19 protein-coding genes are annotated in these 19,797 nt (G+C 43.2%); 7 read left to right on the forward strand and 12 right to left on the reverse strand.

Translation table 11 applies throughout. The annotated features are described in order from the left end of the window. Positions 1-4 precede the first annotated feature (4 nt). The 3 genes from LU361_RS14900 (at position 5) to LU361_RS14910 (ending at position 2,516) form a co-directional block, all read left to right on the forward strand. Positions 5-622: a DUF1826 domain-containing protein gene (locus LU361_RS14900; protein ID WP_233089678.1), complete on the forward strand. Its 618-nt coding sequence runs from the start codon at positions 5-7 to the stop codon at positions 620-622. Positions 623-764: 142 nt separating this feature from the next. After that, positions 765-1,391: a ZrgA family zinc uptake protein gene (locus tag LU361_RS14905; RefSeq protein WP_233089679.1), complete on the forward strand. Its 627-nt coding sequence runs from the start codon at positions 765-767 to the stop codon at positions 1,389-1,391. 84 nt (positions 1,392-1,475) lie between these two features. Then, the gene (locus LU361_RS14910; RefSeq protein ID WP_233089680.1) at positions 1,476-2,516 is read left to right on the forward strand and encodes a CobW family GTP-binding protein; all 1,041 of its coding nucleotides are present in this window, start codon (positions 1,476-1,478) and stop codon (positions 2,514-2,516) included. A gap of 1 nt (position 2,517) precedes the next feature. On the opposite strand, the gene LU361_RS14915 is transcribed toward LU361_RS14910, so the two are convergent. Together LU361_RS14915 and LU361_RS14920 are read right to left on the reverse strand one after the other, a co-directional pair. Then, positions 2,518-3,015, reverse strand: coding sequence for a hypothetical protein (locus LU361_RS14915; protein ID WP_233089681.1), 498 nt, complete (start codon positions 3,013-3,015; stop codon positions 2,518-2,520). 3 nt (positions 3,016-3,018) lie between these two features. After that, a complete protein-coding gene (locus LU361_RS14920) occupies positions 3,019-3,621 on the reverse strand; it encodes a DUF3299 domain-containing protein (RefSeq protein WP_233089682.1) in 603 nt (200 codons plus the stop codon). Positions 3,622-3,752: 131 nt separating this feature from the next. Between LU361_RS14920 and LU361_RS14925 the strand changes: the two genes are divergently transcribed. Both LU361_RS14925 and LU361_RS14930 read left to right on the forward strand, forming a co-directional pair. Next, positions 3,753-4,511 (forward strand): ABC transporter ATP-binding protein, encoded by a 759-nt coding sequence (locus LU361_RS14925; RefSeq protein WP_233089683.1) that lies wholly within the window; start codon positions 3,753-3,755, stop codon positions 4,509-4,511. After that, a complete protein-coding gene (locus LU361_RS14930; protein WP_233089684.1) occupies positions 4,501-5,739 on the forward strand; it encodes an ABC transporter permease in 1,239 nt (412 codons plus the stop codon). Before LU361_RS14925 ends, LU361_RS14930 begins: the two co-directional genes overlap by 11 nt. Before the next feature lie 33 nt (positions 5,740-5,772). Here LU361_RS14930 and LU361_RS14935 read toward each other — a convergent pair whose 3' ends face one another. From LU361_RS14935 to pdxR, 6 genes are all read right to left on the reverse strand, one after another. After that, on the reverse strand, positions 5,773-6,705 hold the full coding sequence (locus LU361_RS14935; protein ID WP_233089685.1) for a type VI immunity family protein: 933 nt from the start codon (positions 6,703-6,705) through the stop codon (positions 5,773-5,775). 11 nt (positions 6,706-6,716) lie between these two features. Beyond that, positions 6,717-7,475 carry a VRR-NUC domain-containing protein gene (locus tag LU361_RS14940; RefSeq protein ID WP_233089686.1) on the reverse strand — a complete coding sequence of 253 codons (759 nt, stop codon included), beginning with the start codon at positions 7,473-7,475 and terminating at the stop codon, positions 6,717-6,719. Positions 7,476-8,117: 642 nt separating this feature from the next. After that, positions 8,118-8,576 carry a hypothetical protein gene (locus LU361_RS14945; protein ID WP_233089687.1) on the reverse strand — a complete coding sequence of 153 codons (459 nt, stop codon included), beginning with the start codon at positions 8,574-8,576 and terminating at the stop codon, positions 8,118-8,120. A 121-nt stretch (positions 8,577-8,697) separates the two neighbouring features. Beyond that, positions 8,698-9,444, reverse strand: coding sequence for a response regulator transcription factor (locus LU361_RS14950; RefSeq protein ID WP_233089688.1), 747 nt, complete (start codon positions 9,442-9,444; stop codon positions 8,698-8,700). After that, positions 9,437-11,002, reverse strand: coding sequence for a sensor histidine kinase (locus LU361_RS14955; protein ID WP_233089689.1), 1,566 nt, complete (start codon positions 11,000-11,002; stop codon positions 9,437-9,439). Before LU361_RS14955 ends, LU361_RS14950 begins: the two co-directional genes overlap by 8 nt. Positions 11,003-11,224: 222 nt before the next feature. Continuing rightward, positions 11,225-12,694 carry a MocR-like pyridoxine biosynthesis transcription factor PdxR gene (gene pdxR, locus LU361_RS14960; protein ID WP_233089690.1) on the reverse strand — a complete coding sequence of 490 codons (1,470 nt, stop codon included), beginning with the start codon at positions 12,692-12,694 and terminating at the stop codon, positions 11,225-11,227. A gap of 114 nt (positions 12,695-12,808) precedes the next feature. Between pdxR and LU361_RS14965 the strand changes: the two genes are divergently transcribed. Further along, positions 12,809-13,585, forward strand: a complete 777-nt coding sequence (locus tag LU361_RS14965; protein WP_233089691.1) for an aldolase — start codon at positions 12,809-12,811, stop codon at positions 13,583-13,585. 10 nt (positions 13,586-13,595) lie between these two features. Further along, on the forward strand, positions 13,596-14,474 hold the full coding sequence (locus LU361_RS14970; protein WP_233089692.1) for a dihydrodipicolinate synthase family protein: 879 nt from the start codon (positions 13,596-13,598) through the stop codon (positions 14,472-14,474). 107 nt (positions 14,475-14,581) lie between these two features. On the opposite strand, the gene LU361_RS14975 is transcribed toward LU361_RS14970, so the two are convergent. The 4 genes from LU361_RS14975 to LU361_RS14990 all read right to left on the reverse strand — a co-directional run bounded on the left by LU361_RS14975 (position 14,582) and on the right by LU361_RS14990 (position 19,617). Further along, positions 14,582-15,709, reverse strand: a complete 1,128-nt coding sequence (locus LU361_RS14975; protein ID WP_233089693.1) for a PQQ-dependent sugar dehydrogenase — start codon at positions 15,707-15,709, stop codon at positions 14,582-14,584. Positions 15,710-16,148: 439 nt separating this feature from the next. Next, entirely contained in the window at positions 16,149-16,919 is a 771-nt protein-coding gene (gene tpiA, locus LU361_RS14980; protein WP_233089694.1) for a triose-phosphate isomerase, read from the reverse strand. Positions 16,920-16,952: 33 nt separating this feature from the next. Continuing rightward, complete coding sequence (glpD, locus tag LU361_RS14985) at positions 16,953-18,464, reverse strand: glycerol-3-phosphate dehydrogenase (RefSeq protein ID WP_233089695.1); 1,512 nt, start codon at positions 18,462-18,464, stop codon at positions 16,953-16,955. 394 nt (positions 18,465-18,858) lie between these two features. Next, positions 18,859-19,617 (reverse strand): DeoR/GlpR family transcriptional regulator, encoded by a 759-nt coding sequence (locus LU361_RS14990; protein ID WP_233089696.1) that lies wholly within the window; start codon positions 19,615-19,617, stop codon positions 18,859-18,861. Between the last annotated feature and the right edge of the window lie 180 nt (positions 19,618-19,797).

A 19,797-nucleotide genomic window follows, 5' to 3' on the forward strand; every position in this document is an offset into this window, starting at 1 on the left:
CATTATGAGTGATCAACATTCAGCCGCGTTAGAGCAATACGATGCCACTAATCCGGCCGTTCTTACCGAAATTTACGATCCCAATACCAATATCGTGACTTGGAAGCGAGCGCTCGATAACACGATTCACGAAGTCGCAAAGGCCATTGTTCGCGAAGAGCCTAACTTTCAAACTCGGATTATTGGTTCGGTTAAAGGGGTGTCGCAATCTCTGTTTGAGAATCTACCTGATGTCGACGATCGCGAAGATCTAATCGCAGATACAGTGGTTTTGGTGGACATGTTTTCCGAGCTGTTCGAATTGGATCGAGTTGGGCTTCGAATGTCTGTACTGACCAAAGCCATGTGTCCGAAGTTTCATGTTGATCGTGTGCCGTGCCGATTGGTAACAACTTATACGGGCGCGGGCACCGAATGGTTAACCAATGCTGATGTCAGCAGAAGTGCCGAAAAAGGCATCGCTCAAATACCGGGCTCGACCATTCAAGAGACGTATTTTGGTGAAGTCACTTTGCTCAAAGGTGAGGCCTGGGATGGCAATGAAGGCAGAGGTATTGTCCATCGATCTCCAAGTGCCGATGCCGATTCCGCGCGTTTAGTCTTAACATTGGATTTCGCTTAGTACGGTATTTATCCACCGAATTGATCAAACCGGTATCAACCGGTTTTAATGTTAAATACTGAGAAATTAGGTATATCGTTCGACCTAGAGGCCATTTATTATGAGCTTCTTCTTTAATCTGAAACTGTTAGGTATTTGATCAATGAAACGATTTTTTGCTACCGCATTTTTGACTTTTTGTGCCGGGAGTTACGCTGCCACTCAGCACGAAGCTCATACTCACGGTTTAGCCGAGCTTAACGTCGCCTACGATGCACAGCAATTAATTATCGAGCTTCGCTCGCCTGCGGCCAATTTGATTGGCTTTGAACATGAGCCTCAAAATATCGATCAACAAGTGGAAGTTGAAAATTTAATTCGCTCCATTCAAGCGCCTGAAAACTATTTTGTGGTTCCTCCGTCGTGCGCGTTAAATTCCATTGATTTTTCTTCACCGTTTACTGGTGCGGATGATTTCGGTCGTGACCGTCCCGAAGAAGAGGGCGCTCATCACGATGAACACGAACATCACGAAGAACACCATGAAGAAAGAGAAGAGCACGGTCATCATGAGCACGAAGAAGAGCATGAGGGCGAACACGGTTCTGAGAACCATAAAGATATTGTCGTAAGCTACGAGTGGGATTGCGCTGATAAAAACCTCTCTGCAATTGGCGTTAATTTGTTCAGAGTCTACCCAGGTATCGAAAAAATTGACGCGCAGTGGATTGTTAGTGGTAAGCAAGGCGCGAAGGTGCTTACCAAAAGCAGTTCTAATCTCCAGTTTTAATATTTGACTGAAACCGCTGGTTTAATAATCAGCGGTTTTTTGAAAAATTAATCAATTCCACTTTTGTTGTTCGAAGACTCGTTAATGAATTCAGAAAGCTCCAAAATTCAGGCCGTTCCAGTCAATATCATCACAGGGTTTTTGGGTGTTGGTAAAACCACTGCGATTACACAATTACTAAAGCATAAGCCCGCCGACGAGCGCTGGGCCGTTTTAGTGAATGAATTTGGCGAAATCGGCGTGGATGGCAGTCTTCTGCAAGGCAATCACGGCGAAGAAGCTGGAATTTTCATACGTGAAGTTCCAGGCGGATGCATGTGTTGCTCTGCGGGTTTGCCCATGCACATTGCTTTGAATCAACTGCTTGCCAGAGCTAAACCGCATCGATTATTGATTGAACCCACCGGCCTTGGCCATCCGTTTGAAGTGCTTGAAGAGTTGAGTGCTGAGCATTACAAAAGCGTGTTGGATATCCAAAAAACAATCACTCTCGTCGATGCCAGAAAGCTGCAAGACAATCGCTATACTGACCACGCGACTTTTAATCAGCAAATTGAAATTGCGGATGTTGTTATCGGAAACAAAGTCGATTTATACGGCGATGAAGAACAAAACGTGTTAGAGCGTTATGTCGCTGAGCGTATTAATGACGCAATTCCGGTAGTGTTTGTTGAGCAAGGCAAAATTAATCCTGACTTGTTAAGCGGCCCATGCCGAGTGGTTGTTGAAATAGAACAGCACGGACACAAGCACAGTCACGACAGTGATTCTGTAGGAGTTAATGACCTGGAAATTCCAGAGTGTGGCTATTTAAAAGTCAGAAATTCTGGCGAAGGTTTTGAAAGTGTGGGCTGGCGCTTCTCGCCGGAAAAAGTATTCGATCACAACGCGTTGTACGATTGGTTGAGCGGTGTTGATGCAGAGCGTTTGAAGGCTGTATTTATCACCAACAATGGGGTGTTTGGATACAACTTAACTTCAGACGCTCTTTCAGAGGTGTCATTAGACGAGTGCGCAGAAAGCAAAATAGAAATTCTCTACCGAAAAGGCAGTTCCGTAGAAGATTTCAATCCACTGGAGCTGGAGTTAGGAGTTGGAGCTAAAGCCTCTGGTTTAAACCCCTAGCTTAATTAGCTGCTGCTTCGACTACACGCAGATAAATGTGCTCTTTATAAACCGTGGAATTGTTCAAGTCGCTCACTGTACCGACGACGTTCAAACGGTAGGTTCCAGCGGAATTTGGAACAAACGCAAACGTGTGTTGACCGTTGGACTCGGAAAATTTCACTTCTTTCGTGTCTGCTGCGGAAATTGCCGAGTTTTCTTCCAGCGCCAATTGCACAAATTGATTGTCTTTGGGCTGTGGTAACTCGTAGGAAATTTTAAGCTCAACTTCTTCACCAGCGGTGGCGGTGATTAAAGCCGGGGCGTTCAGCAGCAGTGGCGTTCTGGAACTTGCCGCAGGCGATGCGCCAAAGCTGGGTGCTCGGGAGAAATTATTGCCGGCACCACCCCAGAGTCCGCCGCCAAAACCGGCGCCGTGAAATTCACAGGCTCCGGCGGTTAATGACGCAGTCAGTAGTGGCAAAGCAATAAACGGTATCAGGCGTTTTTTCACAGACATGGATTACTCCGTGTAAGGGTAAATATTGGTTACTTGCATGCTGTAAGCAGATGTACCCATTTCGTTGGTCGCGAACGTTTTCGTTTCTACAGTACCTTCTAAGAAAAACGGGTCGTACAAATTAGCAAGTGCTAAACCTTCTGAATATTTAACGTGAATCATTTGATTCGGTGGCGGTGGCGGCACGTGTAAGCATGCGCCGAAAAACGGTACCAAGAAAAATTCGGTAACCACCAATTGCTCATCGAATTCTAAAGGAACAATAAAGCCCGGAATTTTAACCTTCTTCTGATTAAATTCTGGACGGATTCGAGTAGAACTCAAGGCTTGTTGATAACGAGCATCGCTGGCTGAGGTGATGGCTTGTTCAACTGCCGCGCCAATTTTATCTTCGGCCGAGCCGTCGACAATGTCGTTTAGATAATCCGGCGGATTCAATAGGGCTTCAAGGTCGTCAGCAGGCATTAAATCGGTCCATTCAATAAGAGGGTACTCTGCTTGAATGGGCGTATTTTCTGCGGCCAAAACCTGTGTGGTAGAAGTTAATACAACTAGTGTAACCAGGGCGCCCAATGCACGTCTGATCGTTGGGTGGAATGGATTCACCGTAAACTCCTTCGAGTAAAGTTTTGATATGTTATATCGACATTTAACTGTGGTATGTTAGCCCAAGTCTAAATTAGAGTATACGTTCCTAATTCTGTTCAGTTGCAAACAACCAATCCTTCCGCTTTCTTATGACAGACTATTCGCAAAATTCCTCAGTTCCCGAACCAAAAAAAATCATTCAGCTCTCTGACCTTACCTTTACCTACAAAAAAGCCGATGCGCCAACATTGGATATACCGAGTTGGTCAGTGGAGAAAAATTCCACGGTTTTCTTATACGGTCCTTCGGGATCGGGTAAATCAACACTCTTAAATATTTTAGGAGGATTGCTGGTGCCGCAAAAGGGGGAAGTCACGATTTTAGATACCTGTATCAATAAAATGCGTGGTTCCAAACGGGATAAATTTCGAGCGCAACACATTGGAATGATTTTTCAGCAGTTCAACCTAATTCCTTGGTTGAGCGTTAAAGAAAATATCCTCGCGGCACAGTATTTTTCTGGAAAAAGTCATAATAATCAAAATATTACTAAAACTATCTATAAATTACTTGAAGCGCTAAATCTGAGCCAAACCCTCATCGACAAGAAGACAGAAGAGCTCAGTATTGGTCAGCAACAACGGGTGGCTATTGCTCGTGCTTTAATCAATCAGCCAGAAATTATCATTGCCGATGAGCCTACCTCGTCGTTGGATACTGACGCCCGCGATAACTTTATGAGTCTTCTGTTTAACGTTACCGAAAGTATTGGTTCAACATTGATTTTTGTGAGCCATGACAAAGGCTTATCAAGCTTTTTTAACAAAACGGTTGATCTGACATCGATTAACAAAGCAGCCAAATTGGCCAAGAATTTAGAGACGGCGGAGGCCAACAATGCTGCTTAGGTTTGCATTTAAAAGTTTAATAGCTCGAAAAGTCAGCGTTGGTTTAACGGTTTTTTCGATCTGCATCAGCGTATTTGTTCTACTCGCCATAGGTCATATTAAGAACGAAACCAAATCCAGCTTTACCAATACCGTTTCTGGGGTTGATCTGATTGTTGGCGCCAGAACCGGTCAGTTGAATCTACTGCTGTATTCGGTCTTTAGAATTGGCAATGCCACCAACAATATCAGTTGGGATACCTACCAAGAATTAGCCAACAACCGAAGCGTAGCCTGGACGATTCCAATTTCTTTAGGTGATTCTCATCGCGGTTATCGCGTTATGGGAACCGACGGTAATTACTTCGAACATTTCAGCTACAGCAACAAACAACCGCTGGGGTTTCAGGCGGGAAAACCGTTTGAAGATACTTTCGATGCTGTGCTGGGTGCTGAGGTTGCGAAAACGTTGGGCTATAAAATTGGCGATATAATTACGTTATCCCACGGTTTAGGCAGTACCAGTTTCAGTGAGCACAGCAATAATCCGTTTACGGTGGTTGGCATTATCAATCCAACTGGAACGCCAGTTGATCAAACAGTTCACGTGCCACTGGCGGGAATCGAAGCCATTCACGTGGGCTGGCAAAGCGGGGTAAATCTGTCGGGTTTTGGTGCCAACAACGCTTTGGCTCAACAAGCGAAAGATCTAACACCGAAAACCATCACTGCATTTATGGTGGGTTTGAATTCTAAGATTGCGACTTTTTCGTTCCAGCGCCAGGTCAATCAGTATTCGAGCGAAGCCATGATGGCGATTTTGCCGGGTGTGACCTTAGCGGAGCTTTGGCGGATGATGTCGATTATGGAAAATGTGTTGTTGGCCATTTCCATATTGGTCTTGATTGCGGCATTGGTTGGTATGAGTACGATGATGCTCGCGACCATGCGAGAGCGAAAACAAGAATTTTCGGTATTGCGAGCCATTGGCGCCAGTCCGCTGTTTATTGTTGTTTTGATTCAGCTCGAAGCGATATTAACCACGTTGATGAGCATCGCCGTGGCAATTTTGGTGCTTCTATTGGGCATTGAGTTTACCCAAGGAATGCTCTCGTCGAGATTTGGGCTGTTTATTTCCTCCCAAATTTTCACGACCGACCTGATGTTGGCCTTGGGAGCGGTAGTTGTTTCTACGATTTTGATGGGAATCTTCCCAGCGGTCTCGGCTTATCGCACTTCAAAAGCGTAATTGAGTTGTTGAATAGCGTTATCCATGCTGCGTCTATCCATCAAAACGAGACAGCCAGCGCTGGGTAAATGCTTTATTGTCTTTTCCGTTTGGATCATAAAACAGAGTTTTATCAAACTCAGCACGTGTCGGTTTTAAAGCTCGACCTAAACTAATGTATTCCTGCGGAATAAAATCAGGGGAACCAATTTGAGGAATATTACCCGCTTGGAAAATAACACCGTTACTGTATGGACACGATAAGGTCGATTGGCCTGCATTCGATAACACGGCTTGAGCACCGCCAGCTTTTTCTAAGATACGGTTAGAAACTGCCGTTAAAAAGCCTATGGATTTGGTGCCATTACCAAAATTTATGCACGTCGTTGTTAAGTTATAGGCGTTAAAACAAGGGTAATTAAAGAGCTGCGCGCCTATCACTGTATGTGATGCTCTCATTCCGCCCACATTAAAAGGCTCAATAAAACTCGGGCCAGCGTAGGCATGCTCGACCTCCATGGCATTGCACATAGAGACAAATTGCTGAATAAAACCATCAAGACCGATTTGATCAAGAAAAGAAAATGGGTAGGTAATCAGTAAATCACCTAAATAATTTTGTCGCTTAGCTTTAATACAATCGCTGCTCAACGACCAAAATTGTGCTTTGTCTTCTTCGCCACCCGCCTCAATTTCATAGTCTGCGTCAGGGTCTACCATTGCTTCGACCAAAGCGGGATCAATATTTTCTCCGGGCTTTAAACGACGCATGACGCGATCATTGGCAACGGCATAGCTGCGAAATTGCCCTTGAGCGTGTGTTAAATAGGTTTGTACGCAATCTGCCATTGCTCGAACACGACCGGGTTGACCGGGGCCGCCAATATAAAATTCCATTGCTAAGCCTAAAACGGCCGATGGATTGCCACTTCTTGGGTAATAGACGACAGGCTCTTGTGTGATAGTACTGTAATCAAACGTTGTCATTCTGAGTTTCCTTAAATAATTTGACCGGGATTCTTACAATTACAGGCTGTCTCTCTATCTTGAGGTTGTCCTCCAATGCGATAGATGGCGTAATTCTCTGGTCCTCCGGCAATTCCTTCATAAGCTTTATCTTGCTTCTTGTCCCGGCGATCACCTCTAAATTTATACTCTACCACCTTTCCTATATTACCAACCGTAGGCGGCTTGGCTGGATTCTTCACGATGGTTAAATCCGGTCTTCGAATGTAACCTGCGCCTGGCTGGTAACCTTCTACCTCTTTTATGCGAGCCATCCAATTATGAGACGGCTCCGTGCAGCCTGGATTGTTAGGATCACGGTGCATGAACGGTCTCGGAATACCATCAGTTTCCATCCCCATATCAAAAGATAACTCAGACTTATACCGGCTTTTATAATTCATCGATGCATCCGCTGTCGCATAAACGCCATGAACACAGGCTTGGTAAAGGTTTTGATCCGCTGATCCTTGGCTGGGGTATTGATTGCAGCAACAAGCTACACTGCATATGACTGATTGATCCAATGCTGCTTGTTTGTGAGCGGGATCAGTTGGAATGTCGGATTGGGCTTCGCTATTGGCAAGTTCTTCTCGTGTGGTTTCACCCGAGGCCAATTTGTTTTTGAAATCCTTAATGACTTCTTCGGCGCGTTTTTGCGCCTTTTGAATTTCCTCGTTCATACGAGCGGCAATGCCCACCATCTCGTTACCTGTAAAGCTTTCTAAACTGGATACAAGCGTGCAAGACATGATGTGTCCGACACACGAATCCTGACATTGTTGACTCATAGATTATTCAGCACTTGGCGTTAATTAATTTATTAACCAATAAAGTGCAGAGTGAATAATATTCATCGCTCTGACAGATTTGTCAGGCAAGGCTGGATATTATTTGGTGGGTTTGGAACGGTTTAGCCCCGCGTATGCGGGGAACACCTCATTCATTTGCTCAATATCAAAAACAGACTCGGTTTAGCCCCGCGTATGCGGGGAACACTTGGCTGCATATCGGTCACCGTATGGCGAGAACGGTTTAGCCCCGCGTATGCGGGGAACACTCTTACTGTATCTGATTGTTTTTAAAAGGAAAATACCACCCTGTTTTTTCTACCAACTATTACACGATTTTTTGCTGAAAAAATACACAGAGTTTCTGTGCCAAATACACTGCATATTTGGTGAAGAAAATAATCAAAACTTATAAATACTTTATTTTTGGCGACGGTGATGTCTTGGTGTTGGGGGTGTTTTGAAAGGGGTGTTTTTGAAGGATGCGCTTTACCAGCGTCTTTTAAAAGAAAGTGCGTTACAAAAATAGATGCTAGCAACTGACTCGATACATTCGATCGAGTCGTTGTGCAGACCCAACTAATAAAGCTAGGGTAAATTACCTTAAACAGACGCTAATTGCCGTTGAATGTCTCTGAGATCATCCATGGTTAATTCGGCAATTTTGCTTTGTTCGTCGTAATAGATCTCAAATACTTGATTGTTGGTTGGCCTAACGCTGTAGAGCACAATAGCACCCTCAGAACCGCCGCCTTCTCTATGGCAGGTATTATCGATAGGAGAAGAGGTGTACTGTCCAACAGGTCTAACCGACTTTACTGCGCCATTGGGTTCGTAGAGTATATGCTCGCCACTGACCACCAATGTTTGCGTTTTGCACATGTGTTTGTGCAGAAAAATTTTCTCGTTGGGTTCAAATTTCACCAAAAAATCGGCGATATTGTTTTCTTCGTCGATATCAAGCAACGTAAATACAAAGTGTTCGAATTCACCAAACGGAAACCAGGTGATGTTGCTGTCATCGAAGCCGGGGATGTTTAAATCATTGATGTGCTGGGTCATGGGAATCTCCTGAGTCAGTCACGAAGTTATTGTTGTTATTCGATTTGGTCAGGAAACTATCGCACAGCTTAGCGGCGCAGTTGTCAGAATTGAAAACTGAGCTGTAAGAAGCGTGTAAGAGTTATGTAAGAATGTCTTCCTCTTGGTAACAATAACCAACAGCGTGCACGGTTTTAATGATTTCGGGGCGGGCTTGGTTGCGTTCAATCTTTTTGCGCAACGCCGATACAAACTGATCGAGCGCGCGGCTTTCGGGCAAATATTTACGCCCCCAGCAGTGGTCCATCAATTGATCTCTAGAAACTGCCTGATTCTTTTTCGTGTGTAACAGTTGCAGAAGTTTTAACTCGCGTTTGGTTAATGAGATAACGTCCTGTCCTCGCTCAGCCGTTAATAAATGCGGATTAACTCGAATGTCTCGAAGGGAAAAATGGTCGTCAATGCAGGATGCTGTGCAGCCCACAGTTTCTTGTTTGTCTATTGGTGTTTTCAGACCGTAGGTTCTTGCAAGAATCGCGTTTATACGCGCAATTAATTCCGCCGATCGAAACGGCTTGGTGATGTAGTGATCGGCGCCGTGATTAAACCCGGTTAAGCAATCCAGTTCAGACGTTCTCGCCGTCAGAAAAATAATGGGCACTACGGTATCCCGCTGGCGAATGTTTCGGCAGGTTTCAAAACCGTCAATACCGGGTAGGGAAACGTCCAAAATACACAGTGAAAATTCGTCTATTTCAAATAGCTTTAATGCATCTTCGCCACTGTCAACGCTGGTGCAATTAAAACCTTCAAACGCCAGTAAGGCTTGTAGGCCATTGCGAAGGTGTAAGTCGTCTTCAACCAATAAAATAGAAAATGAATTATTCATAGCTCAGTACCACAATAATTTCAGCGCCGCCGGTAATCGGGTTTCGAATCGAAACATGCCCCTGGTTTAATTGAGCAATTCGGTTTACCGCAGGCAAGCCAATGCCAAATCCGTTAGTGGAAGGTTTTAATTGTGCGTGTAATAACGACATAGGATTACCGCCAAAACCTTTGCCGTTATCTTTAACCCGCAGCTCGTAATAATTTTGGTCCAAAATTTTGCTGGATACTTCAATCTTACTGCCGGGCGCGTATTTGAGTGCGTTATCAATAAGGTTAGAAATAATTAAAGACAAACTGGAAGAGTTTGTTCGAATCTGCTGGTTAATCGATAATTGCTCATTAATGGAGCAATGGTTTTCAGAGGCTTTTAAAGAAAAACTGGCAATCAGCTGGCGAATTAATTGGTCTGGGTTGGTTGGGTTTTTTATTGAAAATTGGCTGGTTGAATCGCTTTGATTATAGGCTAAAGCGTTAGAAATCAAGCGATCGAATCGCTCCAGCTCGGAATCAATTACTTGGTAAAAATGCGTTTGCTGCGATTCATTCAGATTATTTTTTTTGTGCTGTAATAAATCCAAATACAGCTTGATATTGGCCACAGGCGTTTTCAATTCATGAGACAAGGTGGCCACCAAGTCGATTTTTTCTTGCATCATGAGTTCACGATTGGATTGAAAACGGTAATACAGAGCCACCAACACTGCCCAACCTATCATTAATGGCAGTACCGAAAGTAGGGTGTGGCTGATGGGTGTCCAAATAGGTGTCCAGTTGCCAGTCGTGTGAGTTGATGGGGGAGAGAGTGGATCAGCAAACAGCTGCCAACCTTTCAATGGGTAATCTTGGGCTTTCTGTTGTAAAAGCTGATTGTTGGTAATATTTACGCTTCCCCAAACAGGCTTATCGCTTTGATTGATGATTCCTAGAGTATCGTGTGAAAGTGAGAGATCGGGAGAATAATTAAGAGAATGCTCGGAAGAATAGTCCGTTAAATAGCGATTTATCGTTAAGTTAACGTAACGTTCTATATCAGATAAGCTCACCAAAACGCACAGAGTGTTGTTCGTTTTTATGGTTTCACAATACGTTAATGACTTCGAATTTGTTCGGTTTAGCCAGTACCACAGGTTGCGATTGGACGAGTTTTGATCAGAGTGAGCAATAAACTCCGATACAACGGGTTCAAACCGATAAATAACGTCTCTTTCATCGAGTAACTGATGCTTAGATTCTGGGGGAGGGTAAACCCGTTGTTGATCCTGATAATACAAAATGAATTCAACGTCTGAGCTTAACACTTCTTGCCTAAACCTTTCTGCTGGATAATCCGTGTTGGTCAGTTGCTGTATTTGATTAAACTTATTTTTAATGAATGTATCAACGTCTGAATTGAGTTGGTTGAGTACTTTACCTAACGATAATTGTTTAAGTTGAGCTTCTTGCTCAGCTATCAATTGTTTATCGCTAAGGGTTTTTTGATAAGACAGATATGCCAATAAAATAATCGGTAAAAACGAGATGCTAATAAAGAGCAGAGACTGAGCTTTAATTTTCATCGGCGCTGTAATGGTTATTATTGAAAGGGCCAACTTAAAAAGTCTAAACGGGTTTTACCGTTGATAATACCGCCGATAGTCTAGAAATTTTCATACTATGGGTTGGGTGCGGCTCAGATATAGGAAAAAGGCTCTAAGAGAAAACGCTTATGTATCGTTTTTAAACTATGAACCTTTTTTTAAACAACGAACCCTTTTTTAAACATAGAATCGCAGAAAACCTCAATCAGAGGTTTCTAATAACAACTGCGATAAATGCTCAATCGATTGCGTTATCTCAGTTTCATTGAGTGCCCCGAACCCGAATCTAAGGTGTGTAGGCGCGGCCTGGTCGGTGGAAAATAGCGTGCTCAGCATTGAGTCATTACTGGGTAAATCATCGAGCGGACGCCCGTTAATTAATTGAGAAATATCGACCCAAATGGCCAAACCGCCTGTGGGAATATCAAACGAAACCTGATCGCCAAAAATCCGTTTAAATTCTTGCGCGGTGTAATTTCTTCTGCCTTCATAGTGTTTACGCGCTTTACGAATGTGTCTTTTAATTTCTCCCGATTCCATTAAATTGGAAAGCACCCGTTCTGTAATGGTATTTCCCTGGCGATCGATCAACATAATTTCTCGTGCCGCTTCTTCGATCAGTAATGAATCGGCGGCGATGTAACCCAACCGTAAATCGGGCGAGAACACTTTCGACATAGAACCAATATGCACAACGTTATCTGAATTTGGCAGGCTTGCTAAAGGCGGAATAGGATTGGTTTGGTAGTGGAATTCGTGATCGTAATCGTCTTCTAAAATGGCAAAATTGTGTTCTTTAGACAGTGCCAGCAGTGCTAAACGTCTCTCCATAGGCAGGTTAACGGTGGTAGGGTATTGGTGGTGAGGCGTTATGTAAATCGCAGCAACAGAATCACACACAAGAATTTCTCGCAAATGGTCGATGTCTAATCCTTGATGATCTAGCCTGCATTTAATAACGCTAAAACCGTTTGATTCAAACGCCGCTTGTGCCGGTGGGTAAGACAATTGTTCAACCACAATAGCGCCTTTTTTAGGATCGAGAATTTTTGAAGCCAAATAAATTCCCATTTGGCTGCCACGCACAATACAAATTTGTTCGGCGCTACAATTCATGAATCGATCTTCAGACAACATTTTAGCCAAGGATTCACGTAACTCCGTTGTTCCTCTTGGATCACCGTATCCTGAGATCGGATGGCGATGCATTTCTATGCAGGTTTTACGATAGGTTCTTGCCAATAATTCGTAGGGAATAAGTCGTGAGTCCGGCGTGCCGTCGTTATTGCTGGACAATTGTGGTTGTATATTTACCGCGTCTTGATAGAGGTCGTCGACTAAACCCGGTGTGTTTTCGGTTTTGTTGGCGTTGTTGAGTAATTCTTTAACGGAATTTGATAATCCGTATTCTGGCAGTGTTTCTGAAATAAACGTGCCTGATCGCGGACGTGTTGTCAGCCAGCCTTGAGCTTCTAATTCTTCATAAACTTGCTGTACGGTTTTGCGATTAACCGCTAATTTTTCAGCGAGTGAACGAGACCCCGGAAGCATGCTGCCCGGCGATAATCGCCCGTTTTTAATATCAATAATTAATGTGTTTAATAGTTTGGTGTGCAGGGTTTTACCAGGGCTGTTGTCAAGCCAAAACTGGGTTTCCCAAGGTCGCAGCATGATGGTTTCCTCTGATTTTCTGGACCAGTTAAATTATAAAATCTGGATCTTTGTTTGGGGCCAGACTATCGATATCGTGCCGGTACTGTCAACGGAATCAATTAGGAAACCTCCATGAAAACGGCTACCAAAACGAAACCGGAACTCATGCACCGTGCCGAAAATGACATGCATAAATTTATACAAGACGCCGATCTCACCGATCGCCAAAAGCTCGCCATTACGTGCAGAATTTTATTCGATAAAGGTCATGACTCAGGTTTAGCAGGGCAAATTACCTGTCGCACAGAAAGACCCAACACATTTTTAACGCAACGATTTGGCTTAGGCTTCGACGAAATAAGCGCAGACAATTTAATAGAGGTGAATCAAGATCTAGAACCTCTGGATGGCGTCGGCATGCCAAACCCCGCTAATCGTTTTCACACTTGGGTCTACAAAGAACACCCAAACGTTAATTGCATTATTCATACACACCCGACTCACGTTGCGGCGTTGTCCATGCTTGAAGAACCCTTGGTGATTTCGCACATGGATACCTGTGCGTTGTACAACGACTGCTCATTTTTAGCCGATTGGCCCGGTGTGCCAGTTGGTAATGAAGAGGGCATTTTAATTTCTGAGGCATTAGGCAGTAATCGAGCGGTATTTTTGGCTCATCACGGACAGTTAGTTACCGGTAAAACCATCGAAGAAGCCTGTAATTTGGCGATTTTAATCGAGCGAGCCGCACAGTTGCAGTTACTGGCAATGGCTGCGGGAAACATTAAACCGTTGCCTTCGGCGTTAGCGAATGAAGCTCACGACTGGGTATCTTCTGACAAACGCAACAACGTTAATTTTGCTTATTACGTTAGGCAAGCGCTAAAAAATCACACTGACTGCATTTAAGGAGTAAGTTATGGAATTATCTGGAATTATTGGTTATCCAATCACCCCATTTAACGCCGACACTCAAGGCGTTGACCTTGAGAAACTCGGTAATGTTATTGATATTTTGCTTGAGGCCAATGTTAATGCAATTGCCGCGCTGGGCAGTGCGGGAGAAGCCGCCTACTTAAGTGAATTAGAATGGCAACAAGTGGCCGAATTTACCGTGCAATATGTGGCTGGCAAAGTTCCTGTGGTGATTGGCATTGCAGAATTGACGACTCAGCAAGCGATTAAATACGCACAGTACGCCTACGAAATAGGTGCCGACGTTATTATGCTGTCGCCGTTTTCGTACTACAAATTAAGTGAAGAAGAAATATTTGCACACTACGATGCCGTGTCAAACGCAACGTCGCTGCCGATTATGGTGTACAACAATCCGGCAACGTGTGGCGTTGATATGTCGCCCGAGTTTATGCTGAAAATGATCGATTCCATCAAAAATGCGTCAATGATTAAAGAAAGCTCTGGCGATATTCAACGCATGCATAAAATTCATAAACTGTCTGCCGGTAAGGTTCCTTTTTACAATGGCTGCAATCACCTAGCGTTGGAAGCGTTAAATGCTGGTGCACAAGGTTGGTGTACGGCGGCGCCGTGTTTGATAGGCGATCAACCCAAACAGCTTTTCGATGCAATAAAAGCGGGGAATAATGCTCAGGCTAAAACGCTCTTTTATCAGCAATACGAATTTTTAGAATACATTGTGGTTTCGGGTTTAGCTGCATCTGTGAAATGTGGGCTTGAAATTAAAGGGCATCGTGTTGGTGGTCCGAGAAAACCCTTACTTCCACTCAGTTTGGATGCTAAAAATACCTTAGAAACATTATTAAGCGAACTCGGATAACATCATTTATTAAAATACTGATGTTCATAAAACCTTGAAAGGAAAGAGCAAGCGCATGATATTAGGCTTGCTCTCTTTAGAAGTGATAAAAAAACTAATTTTAAAATTTAAGAGCTGGGAGAAATTTGAATTAATTTGCCTCTTGCTTCGTCGGTTAATACGTAAATTAAACCGTCAGGGCCAATTATGACATCGCGAATACGCTCGTTTAAATCCTTCAAATATTCGATTTCTTCACCTGGAACGTCGCCATTCATTTTTACTCGTCGTAAATGCCTGAACTTTAACGAACCTACCAGAAGATCACCTTGCCAGTCAGGAAATTTGTCGCCGTGGTAAAAAGCCATGCCACTTGGGGCAATCGATGGCGTCCAATACAGAACCGGTTGTTCCATGCCTTCTTTTTCGGTGATGTCGGTTATTTTTCTGCCGGAATATTCGGTTCCGTAAGTGATCACAGGCCAACCGTAGTTATTTCCCGATTCAATAATATTTACTTCGTCACCGCCGCGTGGACCGTGTTCCATTGCCCATAACACACGAGTTTCAGGATGTACCACAAGCCCTTGAACATTGCGATGGCCATAGCTGTACACTTCTGGGGCTTTGCCGTCGACGAAGGGGTTATCGGAAGGAACGCTGCCATCGGGATGAATTCTGACAATGGTACCAAAATGGTCGTCGGTACTTTGTGCTTCTTTGCGGTATTTATTGCGATCGCCTAGCGTAATAAACAAATTACCATCGTCATCAAAGCCCAAACGGCAGCCAAAATGATAGCCGTTATTTAACAAAGGCTTTGCGGTAAAAATGGTTTTAACGTCTGCAAGCGAGTCATTGACCAATTTTGCTTTGGCAACATTACTGCTGTGACCGCCATTGCCTTTTTTTACGTAGCAAAAATAAATGGTTTGGTTTTCGGTAAATGCTGGATCAATAGTTAAACCCAGCATACCACCCTGATTCACAGACACTGACTCGGGCACGTTTTTGATGGGGTTACTTAAGCCGGTATCAAATGAGAAGCGACGAATACTGCCAAAATTACGTTCCGTTAAAAGAATATCGCCATCCGGTAAAAATGCCATTCCCCATGGGTGCTTTAAATTGCTTGCCAGCACTTTGCTTTGCACGGCTTCTTGCGCATTCGCACACGACACTGATGCAACAAAAGTTAGAGACGCTAAAAAGGTCAGTTTTTTACGATCAAGCAAACGTTTCATTGTTTTTATCATTGATACTCCCCAAATTCGGATGACAGCGCTCGCGGCGATTTGTTTAAGAATACACATACGCATCGGTTTATGACACTAACGAGTATTAAACGTTTTACATCATTCGTACCGTCGGCTTTGTAGATGATTTTGAATATTAGGTCGATATAAAGTTATTTATGAAGTTATTGTTATAAATCATTGATATTTAAAGAATATACGGATTATTAATGTTAACTCTCATTTGATGAGATGAATAAAAATAATACTTAAAGATTAAAATTCAGTCTTTAGTTGTTGTGTGAGTATCGAACAACTTTCTTTTGTACGATTTAGTGTGTGGTGAGCGCAGGTGGGATTAAGATAGGTTTCAGATGAGCTCAAAATAAGAGGGTATTACGGTTTGTTGTCGTGCAAGAATCTCTGATTAATGTGATTTTAATCAGAGATTCTTAGCGTCTTAATGCATTACTTCTGCGTTACTGCTTAATACATTGCAAATCTCAGCGAACGATTCGGCCTTTAGTGATGCGCCGCCAATAAGCCCACCATCAATATCCGGTTGGCTGAATAAGTCAGCTGCATTTTCAGGTTTTACGCTGCCGCCGTAGACAATTCTGGTTCCAGAAGCGGTTTGGCTGTTGTGTGTTTCGAGATGATTACGTATCGCCAAGTGAACACTCTGAGCTTGTTCAGGTGTTGCGGTCAATCCAGTGCCAATCGACCAAACCGGTTCGTAGGCAATAACAGAATCGATAAAGTTATTGATACCAACTGAATGAATAACACTATCAATCTGACTTAACACCACCTGTTCTGTTTCGTTGTTTTCTCGTTGCTGCAAGGTTTCACCAACGCAGAGAACAGGCGTGATATTGTTCTCTTTGAGCAATAAAAATTTATCCGCAATTGATTTGTCGCTTTCGTTGAAAATAAGCCGTCGTTCGGAATGGCCAATCAAGCAATATTGACAACCTAAATCAGCCAACATGGTTGCACTGGTTTCGCCAGTGTAGGCCCCTTCGGGGTACTGACAAACATTTTGGCTACCTAAATTGATTGCAGTGATTTCAATACTCTGTTGTATTTGAGATAAATAGGGCAGCGGTGGGCAAATAACAATATCGCAAGTTTCCGCATTAATTGCAGTCAAGAAATGCTCTAAAAAAGACGTATTTTTTTCACGGCTGCCATTCATTTTCCAATTGGCAATTATTATAGGGCGTCGCATGTTGTATCTCATTTATTGGTCAATTATTTATACTCAAATATTCTCTTTTATTTGATAGTTGTCATCGGGAGCATTTATTAGAGTGTCAATTGCTTTCGTTAATACTTCTTTTTGCTTTTCGTTGATTTTTAGGCCGAGTTTAGAACGTCGCCATAAAATATCGTCCGTACAAGTAGCCCACTCATTATCAATAAGGTATTCCACTTCACACTGATAGAGCTCGGCACCAAAGTGTTTGCCCATATCTTCTTTTGAAAAGCACCCCATTAACACTTTAAAAGTGAGTGTGCCGTAGCTGCGAATGTAGCGATCCAATAAACTGTCGGTTAACCACGGGAATTGTTTTATCAGTTTTTCTTTTAATGCTTTTTTGTTGGAAAAATTGCCGCCGGGTAAAGGCGCTGTTTTTGTCCAAGTTCCACTCATTGTTGGGAAAAACTCGCTAATCCTGTTGGTTGCGGCCTCGGCAAGTTTGCGATAGGTGGTTATTTTTCCACCAAAAATAGACAGTAAGGGCGCGGCGCCTTCTTCTTGGTCTATTTCTAACGTGTAGTCACGGGTAATCGCTTGCGCGGAAGAGGATTCGTCGTCCAGCAGCGGTCTGACACCAGAATAGGTGTAAACGATATCGTCTGCGGTAATTTTGCGTTTAAAGTGCTTGTTGGTAATTTTTACAAGATAATCAATTTCATCTTTGGAGATTTTTACCGTTGAAGGATCTTGATCAACTTCAACATCGGTTGTGCCAATCAATGAGAAATCATTTTCGTAGGGAATCACGAAAACAATGCGCTGATCTTCATTTTGTAATATGTAGGCTTGTTCGTTATTGTGAATTTTGGGCACAACAATGTGACTGCCCTTAATTAAGCGAATATTTTTTGTCGCTTTAGCGGCAATAACATTTTTGAACAAATCACCCACCCAAGGACCCGCAGCATTAACCAACATTTTGCAGCGTTCAGTGGTCACTTGTTGAGTTACGTTATTCTTAATTTTAACAATCCAATGATCTTTTTCGCGCACGGCTTCTACGCAATCGGATTGGGGAAGAATATTAGCACCGTGATGACGGGCCGACATTGCATTAAGAATCACTAGGCGAGCGTCATCGACCCAGCCGTCGGAATATTCAAAGCCGTTTTTTATGTCGTCAATTAAAGGGCTGTCTTTTCCAAACGATACGCTGTTGGATTTGCGCAGTGTTTTTAATCGGCTCAAATGATCGTATAAGAACAATCCCGCCATAATCATCCAACGAGGACGTAAATGCGGTCGGTGCGGCAAAATAAAACGCAGTGGCCACATGATGTGTGGCGCGTTATTGAGCAGAGTTTCTCGTTCTGCCAGCGCTTCTTTTACGAGTCTGAATTCGTAGTGCTCAAGATAACGCAAGCCCCCATGAATGAGCTTGGAGCTTTTTGATGAAGTACTAGAGGCTAAATCGTTTTTTTCACAAAGGAGTACTTTAAGGTCGCGACCTGCAGCGTCGTTTGCAATACCACAACCATTGATGCCGCCACCAATTACTATCAAATCATACATAATTATATTTATCGATTAGAGATTAATTTTGAGGTTTATGAAGCAAGACAGTATTCAATATAGAACTCCTGGCATAAAAAATCAACACAAAAGAATCAATATGAAAACAAACGAACATTTCGGAAGTGATAAACGATCAGGCCAATATTAGTGAGTGCTGATCTGAAAAAAGGGGAAATTACCTAATCTGGAAGCCAAAATTGGAAGGTAAAACCAGTGTTTTAGGGTTATTTAAGAAAAGAAAATGGTAGGGGCAAGTGGTTTATTGCCGAGGATGTAAGCGGTACTTGGCAGTAATGACACTGGCTGATTAAGAATCATCAGTAATGAGACTACCGATGATTCCAAATAAGCTGAATGATCGTCGATAACGCCCATTCTATGGGCGTGACAGCTAGGTAATGTGGAGTTTAACGCCGTTACTGGCTAACAAAGCCTTAATGTTTTCTGAGGGATCAAAGTCAGTAAATAGGTGGTTAGCTTCGTTGATATTACCTAACCTAATCATGGCGTTACGGCCGAATTTACTGTGATCAGCCGCGAGTAAAACCTGTCTGGAGTTGCGGATAATGCTCTGTGAGACGCGCACTTCTCGGTAATCGTAATCGAGTAGGGAGCCGTCATCGTCGATACCGCTGATACCGATGATTCCAAAGTCCATTTGAAACTGATTGATGAACTCGATGGTTGATTCGCCGATGATTCCGCCGTCGTTATTTCTCACTTCCCCAGCGGCAACGATGATAGAGCAGCTTTCGTTTTCGCTAAGAATCGAAGCAACATGAATATTATTGGTCACTACTTTTAAATTTTGATGCCCCAGCAGCGCCTGGGCAACGGCTTCTGTGGTCGTTCCAATATTGATAAACAGCGAGGAATTGTTCGGAATAAACTTTACCAATTGCTGAGCAATATTGTTTTTGGCTTGCCGGTTAGTCTGTTTGCGCTCTTGATATTCGGTGTTTTGAGTGCTTGAAGCTAGGCAAGCGCCGCCGTGATAGCGGGTGATGAGATTGGTTTGGGCGAGCTTATTGAGGTCTCTGCGAATGGTCTGAGGCGTTACATTAAAATGTTCCACAAGCTCTTCGATAGAGACGAAATCACGCTCCTCAATAAGAGAAAGTATTTGGTTGTGTCGATAAGGCTGGTTCATGATTACTGTAATTTTAGAAATATTTTTTATCATACGAGTAATTTTGCATTATATCCATACTGCAATCTTATGCTCGTACTGTGGCTACATTAGACCAATGTGAATATTAGTATTGTTTTAAATGCTCTTTTTCACCCATTTTTCCGACCTATTTTTTCTTCTGTTTTTCCCTTCTACCTT

The organism is Sessilibacter corallicola, assembly GCF_021290925.1.
Lineage (GTDB): Bacteria > Pseudomonadota > Gammaproteobacteria > Pseudomonadales > Cellvibrionaceae > Sessilibacter > Sessilibacter corallicola.